The 21,708-nt window shown below is 38.9% G+C and carries 21 protein-coding genes and 1 pseudogene; 14 read left to right on the forward strand and 8 right to left on the reverse strand.

Annotated features, from left to right (window positions below):
- Positions 1-144 precede the first annotated feature (144 nt).
- The 3 genes and pseudogenes from PL8927_RS19415 to PL8927_RS19425 all read left to right on the forward strand — a co-directional run bounded on the left by PL8927_RS19415 (position 145) and on the right by PL8927_RS19425 (position 3,870).
- Positions 145-2,136 carry a serine/threonine-protein kinase gene (locus tag PL8927_RS19415; RefSeq protein ID WP_083624862.1) on the forward strand — a complete coding sequence of 664 codons (1,992 nt, stop codon included), beginning with the start codon at positions 145-147 and terminating at the stop codon, positions 2,134-2,136.
- A 319-nt stretch (positions 2,137-2,455) separates the two neighbouring features.
- Positions 2,456-3,523: pseudogene (locus PL8927_RS19420) on the forward strand (site-2 protease family protein); the annotation flags it as partial.
- Positions 3,524-3,552: 29 nt separating this feature from the next.
- Positions 3,553-3,870 carry a DUF3067 family protein gene (locus PL8927_RS19425; protein ID WP_083624863.1) on the forward strand — a complete coding sequence of 106 codons (318 nt, stop codon included), beginning with the start codon at positions 3,553-3,555 and terminating at the stop codon, positions 3,868-3,870.
- Between the two features lie 294 nt (positions 3,871-4,164).
- On the opposite strand, the gene bioU is transcribed toward PL8927_RS19425, so the two are convergent.
- Entirely contained in the window at positions 4,165-5,166 is a 1,002-nt protein-coding gene (gene bioU / locus PL8927_RS19430; RefSeq protein ID WP_083624864.1) for a (S)-8-amino-7-oxononanoate synthase BioU, read from the reverse strand.
- A gap of 146 nt (positions 5,167-5,312) precedes the next feature.
- Here bioU and PL8927_RS19435 point away from each other — a divergent pair, with 146 nt between their 5' ends.
- The 3 genes from PL8927_RS19435 (at position 5,313) to PL8927_RS19445 (ending at position 6,768) form a co-directional block, all read left to right on the forward strand.
- Positions 5,313-6,137 carry an RNA-guided endonuclease InsQ/TnpB family protein gene (locus tag PL8927_RS19435; RefSeq protein ID WP_231506067.1) on the forward strand — a complete coding sequence of 275 codons (825 nt, stop codon included), beginning with the start codon at positions 5,313-5,315 and terminating at the stop codon, positions 6,135-6,137.
- A 50-nt stretch (positions 6,138-6,187) separates the two neighbouring features.
- Positions 6,188-6,439, forward strand: a complete 252-nt coding sequence (locus tag PL8927_RS19440) for a sunset domain-containing protein (protein WP_197047477.1) — start codon at positions 6,188-6,190, stop codon at positions 6,437-6,439.
- A gap of 140 nt (positions 6,440-6,579) precedes the next feature.
- The gene (locus PL8927_RS19445; protein ID WP_083624866.1) at positions 6,580-6,768 is read left to right on the forward strand and encodes a CsbD family protein; all 189 of its coding nucleotides are present in this window, start codon (positions 6,580-6,582) and stop codon (positions 6,766-6,768) included.
- A 127-nt stretch (positions 6,769-6,895) separates the two neighbouring features.
- Here PL8927_RS19445 and PL8927_RS19450 read toward each other — a convergent pair whose 3' ends face one another.
- Positions 6,896-10,180 carry an EAL domain-containing protein gene (locus PL8927_RS19450; protein ID WP_156093249.1) on the reverse strand — a complete coding sequence of 1,095 codons (3,285 nt, stop codon included), beginning with the start codon at positions 10,178-10,180 and terminating at the stop codon, positions 6,896-6,898.
- Between the two features lie 639 nt (positions 10,181-10,819).
- On the opposite strand from PL8927_RS19450, the gene PL8927_RS29165 reads away from it, so the two are divergent.
- Both PL8927_RS29165 and PL8927_RS19455 read left to right on the forward strand, forming a co-directional pair.
- Entirely contained in the window at positions 10,820-10,981 is a 162-nt protein-coding gene (locus PL8927_RS29165; protein WP_155806305.1) for a ribbon-helix-helix protein, CopG family, read from the forward strand.
- Positions 10,982-11,057: 76 nt separating this feature from the next.
- Positions 11,058-12,422 carry a glycosyltransferase family protein gene (locus tag PL8927_RS19455; protein ID WP_231506068.1) on the forward strand — a complete coding sequence of 455 codons (1,365 nt, stop codon included), beginning with the start codon at positions 11,058-11,060 and terminating at the stop codon, positions 12,420-12,422.
- A gap of 4 nt (positions 12,423-12,426) precedes the next feature.
- Here PL8927_RS19455 and PL8927_RS19460 read toward each other — a convergent pair whose 3' ends face one another.
- From PL8927_RS19460 to PL8927_RS19490, 6 genes are all read right to left on the reverse strand, one after another.
- Positions 12,427-12,936, reverse strand: a complete 510-nt coding sequence (locus tag PL8927_RS19460; RefSeq protein WP_083624868.1) for a zinc ribbon domain-containing protein — start codon at positions 12,934-12,936, stop codon at positions 12,427-12,429.
- Positions 12,937-12,988: 52 nt separating this feature from the next.
- Positions 12,989-13,135: a helix-turn-helix domain-containing protein gene (locus PL8927_RS19465; RefSeq protein ID WP_231506069.1), complete on the reverse strand. Its 147-nt coding sequence runs from the start codon at positions 13,133-13,135 to the stop codon at positions 12,989-12,991.
- 828 nt (positions 13,136-13,963) lie between these two features.
- Positions 13,964-14,581: a hypothetical protein gene (locus tag PL8927_RS19475; RefSeq protein WP_083624870.1), complete on the reverse strand. Its 618-nt coding sequence runs from the start codon at positions 14,579-14,581 to the stop codon at positions 13,964-13,966.
- Between the two features lie 299 nt (positions 14,582-14,880).
- Positions 14,881-15,324, reverse strand: coding sequence for a hypothetical protein (locus PL8927_RS19480; RefSeq protein ID WP_156093250.1), 444 nt, complete (start codon positions 15,322-15,324; stop codon positions 14,881-14,883).
- 237 nt (positions 15,325-15,561) lie between these two features.
- Positions 15,562-16,926: a sensor histidine kinase gene (locus PL8927_RS19485; RefSeq protein WP_156093251.1), complete on the reverse strand. Its 1,365-nt coding sequence runs from the start codon at positions 16,924-16,926 to the stop codon at positions 15,562-15,564.
- Entirely contained in the window at positions 16,892-17,569 is a 678-nt protein-coding gene (locus tag PL8927_RS19490; protein ID WP_083624872.1) for a response regulator transcription factor, read from the reverse strand. The genes PL8927_RS19485 and PL8927_RS19490 overlap by 35 nt, the downstream gene beginning before the upstream one ends.
- 187 nt (positions 17,570-17,756) lie before the next feature.
- Here PL8927_RS19490 and ureE point away from each other — a divergent pair, with 187 nt between their 5' ends.
- The 6 genes from ureE to PL8927_RS29025 all read left to right on the forward strand — a co-directional run.
- Positions 17,757-18,194, forward strand: a complete 438-nt coding sequence (ureE, locus tag PL8927_RS19495) for an urease accessory protein UreE (protein ID WP_083624873.1) — start codon at positions 17,757-17,759, stop codon at positions 18,192-18,194.
- A 122-nt stretch (positions 18,195-18,316) separates the two neighbouring features.
- On the forward strand, positions 18,317-19,015 hold the full coding sequence (locus tag PL8927_RS19500) for an urease accessory protein UreF (protein WP_083624874.1): 699 nt from the start codon (positions 18,317-18,319) through the stop codon (positions 19,013-19,015).
- A 49-nt stretch (positions 19,016-19,064) separates the two neighbouring features.
- The gene (ureG, locus tag PL8927_RS19505; protein ID WP_083624875.1) at positions 19,065-19,664 is read left to right on the forward strand and encodes an urease accessory protein UreG; all 600 of its coding nucleotides are present in this window, start codon (positions 19,065-19,067) and stop codon (positions 19,662-19,664) included.
- A gap of 214 nt (positions 19,665-19,878) precedes the next feature.
- A complete protein-coding gene (locus PL8927_RS19510) occupies positions 19,879-20,742 on the forward strand; it encodes an urease accessory protein UreD (RefSeq protein ID WP_083624876.1) in 864 nt (287 codons plus the stop codon).
- A 27-nt stretch (positions 20,743-20,769) separates the two neighbouring features.
- Positions 20,770-21,072, forward strand: coding sequence for an urease subunit gamma (gene ureA / locus PL8927_RS19515; protein ID WP_083624877.1), 303 nt, complete (start codon positions 20,770-20,772; stop codon positions 21,070-21,072).
- Positions 21,073-21,301: 229 nt separating this feature from the next.
- On the forward strand, positions 21,302-21,708 hold a 407-nt coding region (locus PL8927_RS29025; RefSeq protein WP_456319744.1), incomplete at its 3' end, for an RNA-guided endonuclease TnpB family protein.

Raw genomic sequence — 21,708 nt, forward strand, 5'->3', positions numbered from 1 at the left:
ACCCTTGATGTCGTCATCCTCCTGATGACGGAAAATCGGTTCAAAGATGTTGCGTTTATTTAAGAATCTGCGATCGCCACCCCTGAATCCGACTAAAGTTTGGGAAAGAAGTATCATAGAAAAATATACTAAAAAATTCCGGTTATGAGTTACTGCATCAACCCCCAATGTCAGAACCCTCAAAACCCGACTCACGCTGTTTTGTGTCAGAGTTGTGGATTAGAACTACGCCTCAAACATCGCTATCGTGTGATCAGAATTTTAGGTCAAAGCCATTGTAACCGCACGTTTTTAGCGATTGATGAAGATCAACCCTCCAAACCCCGATGTGTGATTAAACAATGTCTGGATGATGGCCTATCCACCCCAGAAGCGAGTGTAGAGTTTCGCCTTTATGCAGCAGCCTTAGATCAAATTAGTCAACATCCAGCCCTTCCCAAGCTGTTAGCCGTCTTTGAAGAAAATGGCTATGGGTATCTGGTACAAGACTATATACCAGGGCGAAATTTAGCCGAAGAACTCGAACAAGAAGGGGTTTTTTCGGAACTGCAAATTTGGGCTTTACTGAGTGCAATTCTCCCCATGCTGGAATTTATTCATAAAAAAGATCGGGTGCATGGGGATATTAAACCTGAAAATATTATTCGTCGTTTAGTTTCAACCCCTGCTTTTCCGAATTCATCCCCTAAAAAACAACTGGTTTTAGTCGATTTTGCCGGGAGAAATCCCCTACAAGCTGCGGCGGAATATATCGCACCGGAACAACTTCAAGGCGAAATTAGCACGAAAAGTGATCTCTATAGTTTAGGAGTAACTTGTTTGCATCTGTTAACTCAGATGTCTGCTTTTGATTTATGGGATATTAAAACCAATTCTTGGGTTTGGCATCACTATCTCAAAACACCGATTAGTCATCGTTTAACTCGGATTCTGAATCAATTAATTGAACGCAACCCCGCAAAACGTTATCAGTCGGCGACGGCGGTAATTCAGGATTTAAAATCAGGGCCAATTGCTGTTAATCTCACCCCAGTTACCCCCAAAAAATGGATCTTAACGGCCTTGGGGGGAGCCGGGTTAGCTCTGTTATCCTTGTTCATGAGTTCCCGTTTTTCCCAACCGCTTCCGCAATTTTCCCCCGAACCCGTAGAACCGATTTATCAGGTTCCTGATATTCATATTCCTTCTCCCCAAATCGAGAATTTTGACCCGCCAATTCCGCAAAAATTTCCGGCCGTTCGCACCCTGTCCCACAATTCGGGCCCAGTGTGGTCAGTGGCCGTCAGTCCCGATGGTCAATTTGTGGTTTATGGAAATACGGATGGTTCAATTAATATTATTGATGCCAATACTGGAGGATTAATTAACACGTTGTTAGGACATTCTCAACCCGTGGGAACCTTAGCAATTAGTAACGATGGTCGGACGTTAGTAAGTGGAAGCGGTGATAAAACTATTTTAGTTTGGGATTTGTGGAATGGCCGTCAGAAAAAGATGCTCTACGGTCATCAAGGATGGGTCTATGCGGTTACCATTAGTCCCGATGGGGAAACGGTGGCGAGTGTCAGTCGTGACCAAACAATTCGGCTGTGGAATATCTACACGGGACAAACCTTGATGACCTTACAAGGGTATGGGACAGAGGTGCAGTCCTTGGCTTTTAGTGCGGATAATCAAACGTTAGTTAGTGGTGGAAGTAACGGTATTGTTGATATTTGGAATTGGCACACCGGACAATTATTAAGAACATTTAAAGCCCATTCTGAGGCAATTTGGTCGGTTGCTATCAGTCCCGATGGTCAAAATTTAGCGACGGGAAGTTGGGATCATTCGATTAAATTGTGGAATTTCGAGGAATTAGAATCTCGCTATTTTAATAATACTCCTCAGCAAATTCTTTTGGGTCATGGGGAGAAGGTTCAATCTGTTGCTTTTAGTCCCGATGGTTATACCTTAGCCAGTGGAGATTTAGCGGGAACCGTTAAACTTTGGGACGTGAAAAATGGAGGACTCCGAGGAACATTTAAAGGACATCGAGCTTGGGTAAATGTAGCGTTTAATCCTCAGAATTATACCTTAATTACCGGGAGTTTAGATGATACATTGAAAGTTTGGCAGTTATTACCACCAGACTGAAAGGGTAACGGGGTAGGTTTATTGAGGTTAATTATTCTTCAAAAAAACCAGGGGGAATGACTTTTATAAAAGCAGCAGTTAAATCATTAATTTAGTCAGGGACTAATATTAGTGATTAAAATCAACGTGGATATACAGCTTTAATGTTGGCTGAATTTAAGGGTTATAATATTCCATCCTTAAATGTTTGCTACAAATCCCCCTGTAGAGACGTTGCATGCAACGTCTCTACAGGGGGGGGTTGGGGGGGATCATCTGTAGCGTTCATAATGGGATTTCATATAAGTCAGTTGTTCAACAGTTGAGAAAAGCAAATGNTGGCATCGATACATTTTTCGCTACAGAAACAATTCCCTATCAAGACGGAGTAATTTTTAAAGGAAATCTTCGCAGCGATCCTGAAACCGCTTATCAACAATTATCGGCAAATTTAAAAAGACGAATTGGCGATCGCTTACGGTTATTTTTAGTTGATAATCCCGATGGCAAACCCGTTGTGATTGTGCTTCCCCGCACCAATGAACCCCCAACTACTTCAATTTCTCAAAAAGTTTTAGCGATAATTTTATGCTTAATTACAATCGGAACAATTTTTGAAGCCGGAGGTCTTTTATTAGGATTCGATTTTTTTGAAAATTTAAACCGTTATGGGGAAATTCTACCCATCGTCTTCGGTCTTCTAGCGATTTTAATCAGCCATGAAATCGCTCATCAAATTATGGCAAAACGACATAATATTAAGTTTAGTTGGCCGTTTTTTATTCCCACCGTTCAAATCGGAACCTTTGGAGCCTTCAATCGGTTTGAATCCGTCTTACCCAACCGCACGGTTTTATTTGATGTCGCCTTTGCAGGGCCAGCAGCAGGCGGAGGATTATCGTTATTGATGTTAATCAGTGGGTTATTTTTATCTCATCCGGGGAGTTTATTTAAAGTTCCGACGGAATTTTTTCAAGGGTCAGTATTAGTGGGAACAATATCACGGGTAATTTTAGGTTCACAATTGCATCAAACCAGCGTTGATGTGCATCCTCTTACCTTAATTGGTTGGTTTGGATTAGTAATTACCGCCTTAAATTTAATGCCTGCGGGACAATTAGATGGAGGACGGATTATGCAGGCAATTTATGGACGAAAAATAGCCGGACGTTCAACAATTGCCTCGTTTATTGTGTTAGCGATCGCTTCTTTAACTAATCCATTAGCACTCTATTGGGCTTTAGTAATTTTAATTTTACAGCGCAATTTAGAGCGTCCCAGTTTAAATGAATTAACAGAACCTAATGATGCTCGCGCCGCCTGGGGATTATTGGTTTTGTTTTTAATGATTGTCACCCTATTTCCCCTCACACCCGGATTAGCTAGAGGGTTAGGAATTGGGGGTTAACTGTTATTATTGGGGAGTGAATCTTAACTATGACAGGAGAAGATCTACGTCAACTCTTATTAAATAAATGGGGTGTGTCCTACGATATTCAACTGCGACGGACACGGGGTAAAATCTTCCTACAAATTATGTGGAAATATTTAGAACAACTGTCTTTTCCAATGACAGAAGCGGATTATATTGCTCATTTGAATGCGATCGCCGACTATTTGAATAGTTGGGGAAGTACAGAACAAGTTAGACATTATATTCTCAATACCCGTGAAAAACCGCGTTTAGGAAAAGCCGTTAGTATTCCCCTCGACTTAGGGGCTAGATCTTCAGAATGGATGGTAGAGGAATTTTAGATACCCATTACAGAGACGCGCCATGGCGCGCATTGGTGTCAACTTAACGCCAAAAGCCCGGAAATAAATTTCGGGCTCAAAGCTCAAACCCGTTAAAACGGGTTAAGAAAGAGAAGTTTTGAGTCATCTTTAGATGCCGATCGCTCTTAGCCCGAAATGAGCGTTCAGGGCTAACGTGAGTTAAGTTCACACCAATGTAAGGCGCGTCTCTACTACTCATTCCCTGTTCCCTGTTCCCTGTTCCCTGTTCCCTGTTCCCTCCTATATTTAGATAATTTAGGGTGAAATCGGAGGTTACTTAACAAATTGAGGCATGATTTCAGCAGCAGTAAATAAACCGTGAATTCCTCGACGATGCAGTTGAATTCCTGCTTTTAAATAGCCGAAAGCTGGCCCACAAACGTTAGCTGCCATACTGGTTTCATCCCCTAAAGTAAAGGTATGGGTTGAAATTTTGCCTTCAAAAGTTCGGCCTGTAATTTTAACGTTTGTGCTTAAGGGTTTTTTCGGGTTACGAGTATCAACAATTCCGCCAACAGTAACGCGATCGCGGGAACAAATTCCCGCCAATTCTAACATAATATCATCGGCGTGTTCCATATTTTCTAACGTCAGTAACCCGCCCGTTTCTGCTAACAAAGCTTCCACTTCAGCATCCGTCATCGCTCTCGCTTGCTCGATGGTATATCCAGGTAAATGACCAATATCTTCTCGAATGGTAGCGCGATAGGCTTCCCAGTTGGCAATACCCACTCCAAAAGTAATTTTAACGCTGTGAATTTCGGTATAACTTTGGGCGGCTAAAGCGGCGGCGGCGGTTAATAACCCCGGTGTTGCACCGCATCCGGTCATGTAAGTAATTCCCGCCGATTTTAACTCATCTTTGAGTTCTAATAATAATTCAACGGCACTCGTCCGTTTAATCGCATCAACTAATACCCCTCGCCATCCTAAACGAATAAAAGTTTTAGCCACACTTGCCATAAAATCATTCGGTAAATTCGGCAAAGCTAGAAAATATCCCTCAACGTCTGGGGCTGTTTTTACTAAATCTTCAATACTGTTATTGCTGAGAACCCCATAAGGTTCTAAATATCCCACAGACCCTTGAGATTGATAAATATCAATACAGCGATTAGGATTCAATCCCTCAGCATCATAAGCATAACCTTTTTGATCCGCCACAGCGACCCACTGCATTTGCTGTTTTGGCGCTAAAACCCGTGTTGCGGCTTGTCCTAACCCGCCAAACCCCAAAATTCCCACCCGAATCAAAGACAAATCTGAATTAACCATTACTGAACTCATTAATATCTGATTGCTTTTAGCTTCATCCGCACTCGTGCCCCACGTCTGACCCGTTAGGGCAGCGTGGGATGAATTGCGGTCAGGAACTAAAATGTTCAATAATTGATTATAATCAAAAAAGGGGGTGATTTAAAGTGCTTAAGGCAGTAAAGGTTAGACTATACCCAACACCCGAACAGGAATTGGCATTAGCCAAGTCTTATGGTTGTGCAAGATGGTATTGGAATTTTGCCTTAAATGCCTGTATTCAGCACTATCAAGAAACAGGAAAAAGCTTAAAACTAGCAACCTATAAGGGAATGCTCCCTCAACTCAAGAAAGAATATCCTTGGCTTAAGGAAGATTGTTACTCATCAGTTTTGCAGTGTGTAGCAATCAATTTGGATAAAGCTTATAAAAACTTTTTTGAGGGACGAGCTAAGTTTCCTAGATTCAAATTTAAACATCATAAGCAATCAATCCAATATCCCCAGAGTGTTACTGTTAACGGTGAACACCTAAAAATCCCTAAAATTGGTGAAATCAAAGCGGTATTTCACCGAGAAGTTACGGGAAAGATTAAAACCGTAACAATCTCAAAAACTCCAACTGATAAATACTTTGCTTCAATTCTGTGTGAAGTGGAAGGAACTGATATTAAACAGTCGGGAGATAAAATTATCGGTATTGATCTGGGGTTGAAAGATTTTGCAATTGTTCATGACGGAGATATCGCAACTAAATATATTAACCCCAAACATTTATATCGTCACCAAAAAAATCTAGCCCGAAAACAGAAAAAACTCTCTCGAAAAACCAAAGGAAGTAAATCGAGAGAGAGGTTTAGAAAGATTGTAGCTAAGGTTCATGAGAAAATCGCCAATTCCCGCCAAGATTTCTTGCATAAATTATCAAGAAAGTTGGTAGATNTTCTACTGATAAAGCTTTTATTCAAGATGATCAATATCTGTATGAATTAAACGAAAATAAACGCATCAAAGAGAGTATATTAATAAATATTATCAAGTATGTGATTGTCGCTATAATCTTACTTTTTATTATAGAATGTAGTCCGAGTGAATTTCCTCCTGTCATTCAATCTATTATCAAACCCGGATGTAAAATTAAAGGAAATATTTCCCTGAAGACAGGCAATAAATTATATTATATTCCAGGGATGAAAGATTATAAATCAACAGTTATTGATCGAGGAAAAGGAGAAAGGTGGTTTTGTACAGAGTCAGAAGCGATCGCAAAGGGTTGGAGTAAAGCACCAAGATAGTTAACCCCATTGAATACAACTGATTATTTTTATTGTTTTGTTCCCTGTTTTCTATCTTAGGATAGAAGGTAAAGGTTTTTAAATTCTTTATAATTATAACTATAAAAATTCAACTTTGTTTAAAAACAAGGAAGGTCAAAATGAGTATGAAGGAAAGATTAGAAGCAACGGCTAAAAATATTGAAGGAAAGACACAGGAAGCCATCGGTGAAATTACAGGTGATCCTCAAGATAAAGCCGAAGGAAAAGCCAAACAAGCTGAAGCAAAATTTCAGCATTCTGTTGAAAATATTAAAGAAAAAGTGAATCAGGCTTCACGAGACCTTTGAAATCCATTACAGGGGTGGGTTTACTCACCCTTTTTAGGATAAAATTAATTATCAATCTATGTTAATTACCGGATTTACTGACTGTTATAAATCAAAACCAACCCAGTTTCTGAGTTAGGAATACGGTTTAATGTCTATTCCAGTCTGTCTCGCGTCCAGTTTTAATTACAGGAAGAATAAAGGGCTGAGGTTTCCCAATTCCATACCCTTGAGCATAGTCAATCCCAATTTTTTTAAGTTCTGTTAAAATAGCATCATTTTCTACAAATTCTGCAATAGTTTTAATTTTCATTACATGACCAATACGATGTATTGCTTCAACAATTTCACGAGCAACGGGGTCAGTTAAAATTTCTCGAACAAAACCCCCATCAATTTTTAAGTAATCAATGGGTAGGGTTTTTAAATAGGAAAAAGAAGACATTCCACTACCAAAATCATCCAAGGCAAAGGAACAGCCTAATAATTTGAGAGATTGAATCAGTTGAACCGCTTTTTTGAGGTTAGCAATGGCTAAGGTTTCTGTAATTTCAAAACAAATCATTTTGGGGGAAACTTGATAAACTTTAAACTGTTCATAGAGAAACTTAATAAATTCATTATCATTCAAACTTGCACCCGATAAATTAATTGCATAAAATTCTTCAGTTTCCCCGGCATTTGTAGTTAAATTCAAACTCTGATGATGTTTTTCTAAATGGCTAAAAACAGTACGAATTACCCAACGGTCAATGCTTTTCATTAAATCATATCGTTCGGCGGCGGGAATAAATGCCATCGGTGAAACCAGTTGACCGGATGTGTCTCGTAAACGGAGTAAAATTTCACCATGTTTATGCTGTTTTGAAGTGGTATTCACCTCAACAATCGGTTGGTGATATAAACAGAAACGATCTTCTTCTAAGGCTTGAGGAATTTGAGCCGCCCAGCGAATTTCCCGGCGTTGTTGAATTAAGTCTTGGTCATCGGCTTGATAGAGGTGAACCCGGTTACGACCTTGATTTTTTGCCGCATAACAAGCCGCATCCGCCGCACTCAAAATCGTGGCTAAATCAGAGGTTTTCTCATCAATAATGACTAATCCAATACTCACTCCGATAGAAAATACTTTTTCTTGCCAAATAAAGCGAAAACTTCGGATTAAATTACACAAATCTAAAGCTTTCTTTTGGGCTTCATCGAAAGAATAGTAATTCAACAACAAGCCAAATTCATCCCCGCCTAAACGAGCCAGGGTATCTCGTTCGCTGACTTGAGTTTGTAACAAACAACTCAATTGCCGGAGCAGTTCATCTCCCGCTAGATGTCCACAGGTATCATTAACAATTTTGAATTGATCTAAATCTAAATAACAAATGGCGTGATGATTGGGAGATTCTTGCATTAGTTGCAAGGTTGTTTTAACTCGCTTTTCAAATTCACTACGATTAATTAATCCGGTTAAAGCATCATGGCAGGCTTGCCAAGATAATCGCTGGGAAAGTTCTCGTTCTTGGGTGACATCCCGAAACACTAAAACGGCTCCAATAATTGCACCATCTCGGTTACGAATCGGGGCGGCAGAATTATCAATGGCTCGTTCTTTACCATCTTTTGACCTTAAAATGACATTATCTGAAAAATCAAAAATACACCCTTCTTTTAATACTGTTTTAACGGGATTTTCGATGAATTCATGGGTGATGCCATCAAAAATTTTAAAGACATCATGTAAAGGTAAATTTTTCGCTTGGATTACTGACCAACCTGTTAATTCTTCGGCAACGGGATTGAGGGATTCAATTTCTCCTTGATTATTGGTGGTAATTACCGCATCGCCAATAGATTGTAAGGTAACTTGCGCTAATTCTTTACTTTGTCTTAACTGATATTCACTCGATTCTAAGGCGGCTAACATCAAGGAGTTTCTTAATTCTTGGGCGGTTTCAATTTCAACAGATTTCCAAGGTAAGGATTTTAATTTAACGGTTTCTTTCCAAAGTTCAAAAGATTGTCGAGGGGTTAATCGCAGCACGCCTGGATTTTCAATTTCCAGGGAATGTTGGGGATTTCCTGCCCAATTCACCATTTGAATCACTTCCGGTCTAAACCAAATTAAATGATATTCGCTTTGATTCGGAGATAGAGAAATAGCCAGAATTCCACTAATTAAGTCCTTATAAGATGCAGCTTTAGGATAAAGTGCTGGTAAACAATCTGTATAGAATACCTCTTGATGGCAATATTGAGATAACCAGGTAATCAGTTGTTGAACTTCTGTTAAAGATGGGGTTTGACCAATTAACATCAAATCTTCCCCAAATCGAATTACAGCACCTTGAGCTTTAACAAGATTCAACAAATTGGTTTTGTCTTGAACTAAACTTTGAATAAAAGAGGTTTCTAGTGCGGGTGCGTTGAGTAAATTTTTCCGAACTAATTTGAGAATTTCATGGTAATAAAGGTAATCTTCACTGACTTCTTTATAGGGTAATTCTACAGCCATCACTTGTCCCAGAAATTCACAGGCTTTTCGGATACCGTAGGACAAGTAACGGGGAGAATAATGGTGACAAGCAATTAAACCCCACAGCCGATCTTTTTTAATCAAAGAAATACACAGAGTCGCTTGTACTCCCATATTTCTGAGATATTCTAAATGACAAGGAGAGACTGAACGTAGAACCGAAAAACTTAAATCTAGGGGTTTTTGTGTCACCGGATTAATTGCAGGAATAATATCAACGGGTTCATGATCAATATCTACTAATAATCGTAACCAATTTTGCTTATAAAGTTCTCTGTAAAATCTAGGAATGTCAGTATGGGGGTAATGGAGTCCTAACAAGCTTTCTAAATCTTGGCGTTTATCTTCGGCAATCACAATCCCATTATTTGCTTGATCGAATTGATACACCATAACCCGATCAAAACCACTAATTTTTCGGATTTCCTCGGCTAAAAATTGAGTTAGACTTTGAAAATTTGTGGCACTTTGAATTTTACAAACCGAGACTCTGACTAAATGATAAAAATTGACAAATGTAACATTTTGGTCTTGAGTTAGCTCTAGTTCCAAAACTACAATATCCTGATTTCGGTGCAAAATACCTTCACAAATAATCTTTTTATTTTTAATATGAAAAACGAGGTGAATCGGATTATAAGATTGGAAGTTATTATTGATTAAACAGTCTTGAATTTGAAAAAATTGCAGTTTGTTTAAAAAATGGCTTAAGGGTCGATTCAGAAAAGTCGAAAAGGATACACCAAAGAGTTTTAGCGCATTTTGGCTAACTTGCAAAATTTTTAAATCTGGTTCTTGTAACACCAACAAAAGACCATGAGGTTGTATCCTACCCGGATTATGAATGAACTCTTGCTCTATCTTCATCAAATCATGATTCAGAATAAGTGCGTCTTCCTGTTGCATAATATAATTTTGAGGTTTCTGGTGGTTCACTGGGTTTATTGTATATTCTTATCCTGAAGAATAAGAGATTGAACATCAAGCCTGTTTCAAAAAAAAGTTACGATCTCGGTGATGAGAAGATAATCTTTAGTTCAACCCTACTGGAATAAAACCGTTAAAATCACGACTTTCTACTACGGCTATAAAAAGTCCTCGATCAGGTTGTCCAAAATAATTAACGGCCGCACTAATTTCACTTATTTTGCCTCATGATAGGTACTGATTTTTTGATGTCGTTTCTAGTCCCGCTTTTGGATTTCATCCCTTCCCTTGTTGCTTTAGTGCCTGTTCCATTTATAGTGGCGATTGCTAATTTGGGCAACCTAGACTGACAATTTTTTTCCTGCAACTTAGCTTCAAGTTTTTACCCGAATTTAGGATTAAAACTAATTTTAGTATTACACAAATCGATTCCGTTTTAAAGATTCAATCCCCTGAAATCTGATGGGATGAGTGCGTAGTCCTCTGTAGCTAACTAGGGTTGTTACAGTGGTTGCCTTCTTTCGGGCCAATTGGCAACTTGTTTCTAAGTGCGTCGGAACATCCGACATCAGCGAGGAACATCCTGCTACACTCTGACAGTAGAGTTTTAACTAGAGTATGTCAAGAGAGAAGAAAATTCAGTTTAACGTCAATGAGAAAGAATATGAACGGCTCAAAAGCTATGCTGAATCAGAAGGATTATCAATGGCTGAAGTTCTTAGGGACTACATTAAAACCCTCACGCCCCCTAAAGGGGGTCGCACTACATCCCACGACTGAAGTACGTGGGCTGTAGTGCGAGGATTATTGTAAAAATTTGTATACGTCTTTGCCGTTCAGTGTTAGGATGGACTCTATGACTGGCTTACCGCCTTGGGAGTTGGGTAACCCTATGGACTATAAACAAGAATTAATTACCACCATTCACGACTTCGGTTGTGATATTGACTTATTGGAAGCCCGACTCACCCAACTTTGTGAAACGTTTCCCACTGCTGTTTTGATTCCGGCTCTGTACGAAGAACTAGAACGCCCTGCTTTGACTCGAATTCGGGATTGTCTCAAAGAGTGCCAGTTCATCAATACCGTTGTGGTCTGTCTCTACGCCAAAACCCTAGAACAGTACACAAAAGCCGTTCAATTTTTTAGTATTTTACCCCAACCTACCCTAGTGATTTGGGAAAATAGCCCTAGAGTAACTCAACTGTTAGAAAAATTGAGGGAAAAAGGCTTAGACCTAATGAGCTTTAAAGGCAAAGGTCGAGCCGTTTGGATTGGTTTAGGTGTCGTCTCCTTACAAGCAGAAGCGATCGCTCTCCATGATGCCGATATTATTACTTACGATAAATCCTATCCTCTGAAACTGTTATTTCCCCTCCTGGAAAAAGAACTAGGGATTTCTTTTAATAAAGCTTATTATGCCCGTTTAGGGGGAGAACCTAGAGGCTTTCATGGTCGGGTGATGCGTCTATTTGTCACCCCATTACTGGTGGCATTAATGGATTTATATGGCTATAACAATTACTTACGATATCTCAGTGCCTATCGTTATCCCTTATCCGGGGAATTTGCCTTAACGAATGATATTGCCCTCAATACCCGAATTCCGAGCAACTGGGGCTTAGAAATTGGTTTATTAGCGGAAGTGTATCGCAATGTTGCCCCCCAAAGAATTGCTCAAATTGATTTGGGAAACTTTGATCATAAACATCAAATTATTGGTAACTCTTCCCAAGAAGGATTACGCAAAATGTGTGCCGATATTCTCCGGTCTATTTTGCGAACTTTAATTGAAACCGAGCGAGTCGTTGTCACCCGTGAACAAATCCACACCCTGCGGATTAAATTCAAACGGGAAGCTCAAGATTTTACCCGTCAATATTTCGTTGATGCGCGATTCAATAATTTACGTTATGACCGTCATCAAGAAGAAGCGACGGTAGATGTGTTTGAACAAGTGATCGCCGAAGCCGGGGAAGAATTCTTTCAAAATCCGGCCGCTTCTCAAATTCCAGACTGGACAAGGGCTTTAGCCGCTATGCCTGCTCTACGAGAACAATTGCGAGAAGCCACCCGTAGAGATATGGCTGAAGCCAAAGCCATTTTAGCCGCTAATCCTGATTTCATTCCCCTGGAGGATTCAAACGGCTTCTCAAAAGACCCTAACCCCTTAAGTTCGATGGAGTTAGAACACCGCTCAACTAAACCTACTCAAACTTAACTATTCAGTCTGAAAGGCTAGTCATTCGTAGTGGATCAAGCACTACAGGGTTAAACGGCAAACCCTTTATTCCCTGGTCAACGACATCAGGAATTACTTTTCTCATAATATTAAATGCACCATTAACATCGGCATTTAATAATTTATTATCACCAGTTCTATACAATCCTCTAGCTACTCTTTTTCCTTTAAATAATGGTTTTTTCTCGCCATATTTAGGCAACTCATCTCTATCTAAACAACTAGATTGTGATGTATAGGATTCTTCGGTTATGATGACTTTTATTCCCTTTAATTTGGCTTTATAAGTTAACATTTCTATTAATCTATAATGAGGAATATTAACAAGATGATAGAGTTGATTAAAACTTAATTTCTTGTGGTCAAGAAAGAAATATTGACGATAATGGTAGTTGGCTAGATTGAACAGATTTTTTGACAAAAAAGCATAATGGTCAATTTCTGACCACAATGAATGTGATTGGGTGACAACATGACGTTCAACTAGCTTCATACCTTCATTCTACCTGAGCCGAGTCAATAAATACATCTTGCTAAAAATCTCCTCATTTTAGCTTTCTAGCTATGTATATGAGTAACTTTGAGTAAATTAAGTAGTAATTCCATACCATACGGCAACAGCCAAAGTTTTTCGCTAAAGCTGCTTGCTGTTCTTGGTTTGGGTATATCCTTACTCTGAGAACATCTAACATTGCTGCTACATATTGACAATCTTCTGTTAAGATAATATTTAATGTTGTTTGTTGCCAGCTTATTTAATGTTAAGTAACAGCCAACTCAATTAAATCGGATTCGCTACCGCTCATATTGATAAATGTCCCGTGATTCATCTCACCGTCAAGCTAACGCGCTCGGAGGGATTCCTCTCACGACATTTAAGATAGATACTCTCCCGAAGCTCAAAATCAAGGTCAATAATGTTTACAGCATCTGATAACACCACTGTTCTAGTTCTATTTATTGCCCTTGGCATCCTAGGTTGGGGGTATTATCGCGCTAGACCTTTCGGAAAACTCGGCTTGTTGTCCTGGTTGCAATCAGTGGCCTTAATGTCTCCTTGGTTGCTGTTTTTCTGCTTGGCGGCGATGGGCATCTACCTGAATGTGGTGAGTATCTTATTTTTATTTGTCGCCTCGACGGGATTGTATATTATGATTGGTCGCCAACTCCGAGAAGTCGCCAATCAAGAAACAGACTCTCCCCCCGAACCCAAACCCGATGATTTAGAGCGTTCAGAATCCCCCCTAGACCCAACCCATCCGACCCCTGCCAGTTCTGTTACCCCCATCCCAGACNTTAGAGAAGTGTGGGTAGTTCACACAATCTTCTATTATCTCAGTATTGTTGATCAACCTAGCAGGAAATCTGCCGTTTTTGTAGAGACATTCCACAGCAACGCCTCTACAAACAGGTTGAATTTAATCTAATCACGGCGACCGTTAAATAATGCAGATGAGTTTCTTGTTTGGGATAAATTTGTACTGACTAACTGATCAGGAGTTTGGGGCAAAGTGATGACTTTACGGTTGGTCAACGGGTGCTGTGGGGGTGGTTTCCGTTCCTCCAGACCCATCGGTGCCTGATGCTCTCGGAGGTTGAACGGAGGGGTCAGAAGTGGGGGTAGGATTGGTATCCAGTAAAGTTCCGTCCGTATTGGGTAAGGTTTCCGATGGGGTTGGGGGAACCGTGACATCAACATTGGGTACGGTTTGAGGAGCCGCAGGAGGAACCGTGACATCAACATTGGGGGTCGGTTGGGGACTGGGAGGTTGGGGGGTTTCTACCGGAACTGGAACCACTTGAGTCCGATTTCTCTCAATAATTACGGTATTTGGCTGTGTTTCCTGGGTTCTGGGTTGATTATTAGAGGAATCGGATTCGGTTGTTTCTGGCCCCACAGTTGGAGTTTGGGGGTTATTGGGTTTAAATAAACTCGGCCAAACCAGAGAACCGATTCCTAATGCTAATAACACAGCAATTCCTATGCCAATTAAAGCACTCGAAGTAGCTTCATAGTTAGCTTTATTTCTTTCAGTTTGACGAATATATTCATCTCGTATCGGGTCAAAAGTATACTCTTTTTGAGCATTACTCTCTCGATGAGAATAGGGAGGATTTTGAGGTTGATTATTATTCATACATTTTTCCCAAGGTTGATCAAACTAATTGAAAATAAATTGATTTAGATAAAGCGATAACTTCTGATCCTTTAAAGTTTATCTAAAATCCTTTCCTCAATTAATCTGTCTGAAGGAACAATGTATTATCCATCTGGAGAAAGAGATTGATTTTTGCGTAATAAATTAGTCTTAAAAATCCCAAAAGCTTTGATATACATGGGAGTTAAGTCAAAATCAAGCTCATAACTAGATAACCCATAACACCGTGATTAAAATCAATTTTTGAATCCAGTTATCCTTACTGATTACAAGCGAATTCAAGCAATAGTTAATTTCTCATCGGGTAAAAATCGAGTTAAACTTTGTTCAATTACCGCCAATCTCCACCCCAGTTGAATCCCTAGTAGATAAGGCGGAACACTATTTTGACTCAGATCTAAGGCTAATGCCATTTTGACTTCTTGAACCGGAATTTGAGAGGCATCATACAGCACTTGATTGCATTGCTTCCCAACTTGATAACCTTGAATAAACTGATCATTAACTTCAAGGTTTGTTGTTTTACATTGAGCCAAATAAAAAGCCATTAATTCTCGAACTTTCGTTAATTCTGCTGTAATTCTATCCCGTTGATTTTGCCAAGCAGTAGAAGGTTCTGACCCAGAATTAATCGTCATAATCCTTTGTTCAATCTGGGTTAGAAAAGCGTTAATTTCTTGATGAAATTGACAGTTACAATTGACTTCAATAACTGTGTTCATAGGATAGCTAAAAGCAGTATAGGGGGACAAATAACGGATATAGGAAAGGCAATTTCCCAACTTTTCTGGATAGAAAAGCTTAGAGTAGGGGGTCAGTACCACCAGGGATACTGACCCCGACTTCAAAGGTAATGTAAACAAAATTTAATTTTCATAAACTTTGTTAAAGATTATTCAGCGATTGTTGATACTTAGTCTTAACTTAAACGGAAAAAGTGAAGATCTCGGAAAGATGGCTTAACTCAAGGATTTTAAGTCAGAGTTTTTGGGAAAATTAGCCCCAGTTACCGTTGAAGAAATGCGAGGTAAACGGACAAAAAAGCAACTCCCGACCCCTAGTTTAGAGGTGACAGTAATTTTACCCCCATGTTGGAGAGTCACCGCTTGAGCAATAGACAGTCCTAACCCCGTACCTCTTTCCCGATGAGAACGCGCTTTATCCGCCCGCCAAAATCGATCAAAAATCAAGGGTAAATGCTCCTGAGCAATGCCAATTCCTGTATCTTTGATACTCACCACTGCAAAGCGATTTTGTTTCTTTAAACAGATGGTAATTTTACCTCCGGCTGAGGTATATTGAATGGCATTTTCTAATAAATTAGAAAATAAACGATTAAGGTGAGTACGATTACCATAAATTAATAGATTCAGAGAAACTTCAGAAATTAATCGAATATTTTTAACCTTAGCTGAAGGTTCAATTAAGTCAATGACCTCTTGTAAAGTTTCATGGAGTTTAATCGGAAGCCATTCATGATAGAGTTTAGAAGCAGAAACATCTGTTCTTGCTAAAAATAATAAGTCATCGACAAGATGATTCATTTCAATCGTGGCATTACTAATTGTAGAGAGTTTTTTCAAATCTTTAGGATGAATGCGTTCTAAATGAGTTAACATCACATCCACAGAGGTTTTAATCGCTGTTAAAGGACTGCGTAACTCATGGGAAGCATCGGCGGTAAATTGTTGGAGTTGTTTATAGCTTTGCTCAATCGGTTTTAATGCTTTTTGTGTTAACCATAATCCTCCAATTCCGGCAAATCCTAACGCCAGTATTCCTCCTGAACCTAACCAGAATAATAATTTTTTTTGAGACTTTTTAATCGATTCTGTTGATTGACTCGCCCGAATAAATCCTTTCAAAATCTGCTTTTTATTCGATGAAGTGGTAAAAACTGAAATTGTGTAGGTACGAACAGGAAATGGATTGTTTGATAAGCGAATTGTCAAGGCTCCCGGCTGAGGAGAAAGACGAAAAACTAATTGTCCTCTTTGAGCTAATAATTGCCGATTGGCATTAAACCATTGTAAACTTTGTTGATTACGATTAAATAAATCACGCCAAGGAAAAACAGACATTTGATTCAAATATTGATTTCCCTGCGTTTCTACTTGACTCAAAGAAGGGGCGGCAGATTGGGCTAAGGTTCTGAGTTTCTCATCTAATTGTTGATAAAAACTATAGCTAAAAAATAGATAAACACCTAGAACAAAAATAAATAATATAGCTGCCATTACTGTTAAATAGGATAACAATAAATGCCAACGTAAATGCCTAAAATTAAAATTACGGGTTCTTTTTAAGTCGGTATCCCAAACCATAGACCGTTTCAATTAAATCACCAGGAGCACCAACAGCTTTTAGTTTAGATCGTAAACTTTTAATATGGGTTTTAACCGTTGCTTCGGTAGGAATCTCCTCCCATGACCAAAGTAAATCTAAAATTGCACTGCGGCTAAATACACGACGACCATTCCTGAGAAAAAGTTCAAGTAACCGATATTCTTTAGGGGTTAAAGATAAGAGTTGACCTCGATAAGTGACTTCCAAAGAACTGGGATTCAGACGAAGATTTTCCCATTCTAAAACCGGAGGTAAACTTTGTCCTCCTCGACGGAGTAACGCCCGAATTCTTGCTGAGAGAACCTCTAAATCAAAAGGTTTAACAACATAATCATCCGCACCTGCATCTAAACCCAAAATTTTATCGGTACTGGTATCTTTAGCCGTTAAAATTAATATCGGAGTATTATAACCTTTTTCTCGTAAATGTTTGCAAATACTAATTCCATCTAGTTTGGGTAACATCACATCGAGTAAAATTAAGTTATAATTAAAAGTCTCTGCCATTTGTAAGCCAATTTGCCCATCATGTGCCACATCAATTAAGTAATGTTGATCTGTGAAATATTCAACCAGAGCTTCCGTGACTCGTTCATCATCCTCAACTAGCAATAACTTCATGGATTGACTCATGATCCAAACTGTATACCTTTGATTTTACAATTTGAATAAAAAAATCAGGTTTGATGATATAAAGCTAAATGTTGGTACTGTTGAAATCACAGAAAAATCCTAAGAATTTTTACTCATTCTAGGGTTTAGAAAGAATTCAATCGGGTTATCAGACAAACTCAACTTAAAATGTAACATGATCATTTTTACACAATCCTGTCCAGCAAATGAAAATCAATTCGTTAAAGTTTACCTCGCTTTAACCGCAGAACAACGCACGAAAACTCGCCAGTATATTGAAACAATAGAGGGTGAAACCTATTATATTCGTCTACCTAGAGGAATAGTTTTAAATGCTGGAGATTTATTAACCTCTGATACTCAAGATTTTTGGGCGAAAGTAATTGCTAAACCCGAACCCATTATCACCGTTTTTGCTAACCATTCCCTCGATTTATTAAAAGCCACTTATCATTTAGGAAATCGTCACGTTCCTTTAGAAATTACCTCAGACTATTTACGGTTTTTACCTGATCCTGTATTATGTTCAATGTTGGTGCAAATGGGATTAACAATTAAAGAAGAAATTACCCCTTTTTATCCTGAACGGGGGGCCTATGGACATGATCATTAAAAATGATAGCAGGGAACAGGGAACAGGGAGGAAAAGAGGAACATAAGATAAGTCTAGGTTTGCTGTATTAGTCTTTTTCAAATACCTTTAGCCCAGACGGTCATAACCCTTAATTATTGATAATGATTTTAAATTTATTACAACTTTCAAGTCCGGCTTTACCTTTGGGTGCTTATAGCTATTCTGAAGGATTAGAAACTTTAGTTGAAACTCAAATTATTACGGATAGCCAGAGTTTATTACAGTGGTTAATTCAAGACTTAAAATTCGGGGCGATTCGCTTAGAATCTGCTATCATGGTTCGAGCTTATCGATGTGTGATTCAACAAGAATATAACAAATTGATCTATTGGAATCAATGGTCAACGGCGGCGAAAGAAACGGCTGAACTGCGACAACAAAGTTGGCAAATGGGGAATACCTTAATCCAGCTTCTGGTTCATTTAGAAGGAGTTAAAACAACAGAAACTCTGAATTTAGAATTACCTCCTTTGAAAAATTGGGTTGAACAAGTGGGAAAACCTTGTAATTATGCGATCGCGTTTGGACTGGGTGCAGCTTATTGGAATTTGGAGCTAAAAAATGCTTTACTCGGATATCTCTACAGTTGGGCGACTAATTTAATTAATGCTGGGGTCAAACTGATTCCTTTGGGTCAAACAATGGGTCAAACCTTACTATTACAATTACACCCAGAAATTGAAGCTACAACCGCAGCTATTTTAAAATTAAAAGACGAGGATTTAGTCAGTTGTAATTGGGGGTTAGCCTTAGCGAGTATGGCTCATGAAACCCAATATACTCGATTATTTAGAAGTTAAAACTATAAATTTATGCTATAATTAAATGAGTCATTTTTGCCTTAATTTTATGTCTGGTTTGCGCGTTGGAATTGCTGGCCCTGTAGGTTCGGGGAAAACCGCCTTAGTTGATGTTTTATGTAAGCAAATGCGAACTTCCTATCAATTAGCGGTGGTGACTAATGATATTTATACTCAAGAAGATGCTCAATTTTTAGTTCATTCCCAAGCCTTAGAAAGCGATCGCATTTTAGGAGTAGAAACCGGAGGTTGTCCCCATACAGCAATTCGAGAAGATGCCTCATTAAATTTAGCAGCTATTGAACAATTAGAAACCCAATTTCAGAATTTAGATCTATTATTTGTTGAAAGTGGAGGCGATAATTTAGCCGCAACTTTTAGCCCGGAATTAGTCGATATTACCATTTATGTGATAGATGTCGCCGCCGGAGATAAAATTCCTCGAAAAGGGGGGCCAGGAATTACCAAATCAGATTTATTAGTAATTAATAAAATTGACTTAGCTCCCTTCGTGGGTGCAGACTTAGGGATTATGGAAAGAGATGCTAAAAAAATGCGAGGAAATAAACCCTTTGTATTTACTAATTTAAAAACAAAACAAGGAGTAGATGCTATAATTAAATTTATTCAATCCCATTTAATTCAGTAGTAAGCCCTTCAGGGCTTTCCTAACAGTAGTAAGCCCTTCAGGGCTTTCCTAACAGTAGTAAGCCCTTCAGGGCTTTCTCATCTAACGGTCAACACCAAAACCTAACACTGATAACCGATTAAATTAAGGCAATAGGCAATAGATCAAGGTTGTAGTTAGTGCTAACTTTATGTAAGAAAGCCCTGAAGGGCTTACTACGTTTAAGATTAATATTATGAGTAATTTGGAATTTCATGATTTAGAACAAAAGCCCTCTAACTGGCAGGGAATATTAGAGTTAGACTATCAAAAAATTGATAATTCTACCCAATTAGTTAAAGCTTATAGTCAAGCTCCTTTAAAAATTCAGCGTTCCTTTTATCCAGAAGGAAAAGAGATTTGTCATAATATAATATTACATACCGCCGGAGGAATTGTAGGGGGCGATCGCTTATCTCAAACGATTAACTTACAGCCGAAAACTCAAGTTTTATTAACTACACCAGCCGCTAGTAAAATTTATCGGAGTACGGGAGAAATTGCCCAACAAAATATTAAAATTGATCTTCAGGAACACGCCTATTTAGAGTTTATTCCTCGTGAAACGATTGTTTTTAAGGGCGCAATATTTAGCCAAAATATACAAGTTAATTTAGCTGAATCAGCTTGTTATTTGGGATGGGAAATTACCCGATTTGGACGAACAGCTAGGGGAGAAACCTTTAATCAAGGACAATGGAAATCCTGTACAGAAATCTGGCAAAACGGCTGTCCACTTTGGATTGATCGACAAGGATTTATCGCCAATGAAGACCTATTAAATAGTCCCCATAGTTTAGGAGGACAAGCTGTGATCGGAAGTTTAACTTGGGTCGGACAACCTGTTTCTGAAGATATTGTTAAAAATATACGACAATTGTGGGAACAACGAGAAACTTCTAGTCAAGCTGGAGTGACTCAATTAATATCAGGATTACTCTGTCGCTATCGGGGAAATTCTACCCAAGAGGTGATAGACTGGTTTACAGATGTTTGGCGGTTACTCCGTCAAAATTATACCGGACAATTGATAGTCAAACCCCGTGTTTGGCAAATTTAATTTTTTAAAATTCTGCCAGGATTATCTATGCAATTATCTCCCCAAGAAAAAGATAAACTTTTAATTTTTACGGCTGCTTTATTAGCAGAAAGACGCAAAGAAAAGGGATTAAAACTGAATTATCCTGAAGCCATTGCTTATATTACTGCTGCTATTTTAGAAGGGGCTAGGGAAGGACGAACTGTTGCTGAATTAATGAGTTATGGCAAAACTATTTTGAAGCGGGAAGAGGTCATGGAAGGCATTCCTGAAATGATTCATGAAGTTCAGGTAGAAGCGACATTTCCCGATGGTACAAAATTAGTTACAGTTCATGATCCGATTGTTTAAATGTTGACGGTTGATGGGCGGGTTTATCAAGATCTTGTGAATCAGGAAAGATAGTATAGAACCATCCGTGTCAACAATCGCGCCAAAAGCCTTGAAATCAATTTCAGGCTCAAAGCTAAAACCCGTTAAAACGGGTTAAGAAAGAGAAGTTTTGAGTCATCTTTAGATGACTTTAGCTCTTAGCCCGAACTTTAGNGTTATTGTCGTTGAAAATCTCAACGTCAAGGGAATGGTTAAGAACCGGAAGCTATCAAAATCAATATCTGATGTGGGATGGGGAATGTTCATCAATTTTGTTGACTATAAACTCAAACAAAAAGATGGTGAACTTGTAGAAATTGATCGCTTTTTCCCTAGTTCCAAAACTTGTTCGAGTTGTGGTCATATAGTGGATGTGTTACCTCTGAATATCAGAGAATGGGATTGCCCTAACTGTCATACTCATCATGACCGAGATCTTAACGCCTCGCTTAACATCAGGAACGAAGGCATCAGAATTAAGAATAAAGGCGGAGGGAACCCCGTCTCTGTTGATGGAGTCTGTGTAAGACCGGATAACCGCAAGGCTTCAGCCGTGAGCCTCAGCCGAACGGTGAAAGGGCATCGGGCTGAGAAATCAGAAGCCCACACTTACTC

It is taken from the genome of Planktothrix serta PCC 8927 (assembly GCF_900010725.2).
Taxonomy (GTDB): domain Bacteria; phylum Cyanobacteriota; class Cyanobacteriia; order Cyanobacteriales; family Microcoleaceae; genus Planktothrix; species Planktothrix serta.

What these genes read in the sequence shown, in the direction of transcription:
- bioU (WP_083624864.1), bottom strand. Translation starts at nt 5,166, where the DNA reads ATGGTTAATTCAGATTTGTCTTTGATTCGGGTGGGAATTTTGGGGTTT.
- PL8927_RS19445 (WP_083624866.1), top strand. Translation starts at nt 6,580, where the DNA reads ATGAGTATGAAGGAAAGATTAGAAGCAACGGCTAAAAATATTGAAGGA.
- PL8927_RS19485 (WP_156093251.1), bottom strand. Translation starts at nt 16,926, where the DNA reads ATGGTTTGGGATACCGACTTAAAAAGAACCCGTAATTTTAATTTTAGG.
- PL8927_RS19455 (WP_231506068.1), top strand. Translation starts at nt 11,058, where the DNA reads ATGACTGGCTTACCGCCTTGGGAGTTGGGTAACCCTATGGACTATAAA.
- PL8927_RS19475 (WP_083624870.1), bottom strand. Translation starts at nt 14,581, where the DNA reads ATGAATAATAATCAACCTCAAAATCCTCCCTATTCTCATCGAGAGAGT.
- PL8927_RS19415 (WP_083624862.1), top strand. Translation starts at nt 145, where the DNA reads ATGAGTTACTGCATCAACCCCCAATGTCAGAACCCTCAAAACCCGACT.
- PL8927_RS19500 (WP_083624874.1), top strand. Translation starts at nt 18,317, where the DNA reads ATGATTTTAAATTTATTACAACTTTCAAGTCCGGCTTTACCTTTGGGT.
- ureA (WP_083624877.1), top strand. Translation starts at nt 20,770, where the DNA reads ATGCAATTATCTCCCCAAGAAAAAGATAAACTTTTAATTTTTACGGCT.
- PL8927_RS19480 (WP_156093250.1), bottom strand. Translation starts at nt 15,324, where the DNA reads ATGAACACAGTTATTGAAGTCAATTGTAACTGTCAATTTCATCAAGAA.
- PL8927_RS19465 (WP_231506069.1), bottom strand. Translation starts at nt 13,135, where the DNA reads ATGTTAGATGTTCTCAGAGTAAGGATATACCCAAACCAAGAACAGCAA.
- PL8927_RS29165 (WP_155806305.1), top strand. Translation starts at nt 10,820, where the DNA reads ATGTCAAGAGAGAAGAAAATTCAGTTTAACGTCAATGAGAAAGAATAT.
- PL8927_RS19450 (WP_156093249.1), bottom strand. Translation starts at nt 10,180, where the DNA reads ATGCAACAGGAAGACGCACTTATTCTGAATCATGATTTGATGAAGATA.
- PL8927_RS19460 (WP_083624868.1), bottom strand. Translation starts at nt 12,936, where the DNA reads ATGAAGCTAGTTGAACGTCATGTTGTCACCCAATCACATTCATTGTGG.
- PL8927_RS19490 (WP_083624872.1), bottom strand. Translation starts at nt 17,569, where the DNA reads ATGAAGTTATTGCTAGTTGAGGATGATGAACGAGTCACGGAAGCTCTG.
- ureG (WP_083624875.1), top strand. Translation starts at nt 19,065, where the DNA reads ATGTCTGGTTTGCGCGTTGGAATTGCTGGCCCTGTAGGTTCGGGGAAA.
- ureE (WP_083624873.1), top strand. Translation starts at nt 17,757, where the DNA reads ATGATCATTTTTACACAATCCTGTCCAGCAAATGAAAATCAATTCGTT.
- PL8927_RS19425 (WP_083624863.1), top strand. Translation starts at nt 3,553, where the DNA reads ATGACAGGAGAAGATCTACGTCAACTCTTATTAAATAAATGGGGTGTG.
- PL8927_RS19510 (WP_083624876.1), top strand. Translation starts at nt 19,879, where the DNA reads ATGAGTAATTTGGAATTTCATGATTTAGAACAAAAGCCCTCTAACTGG.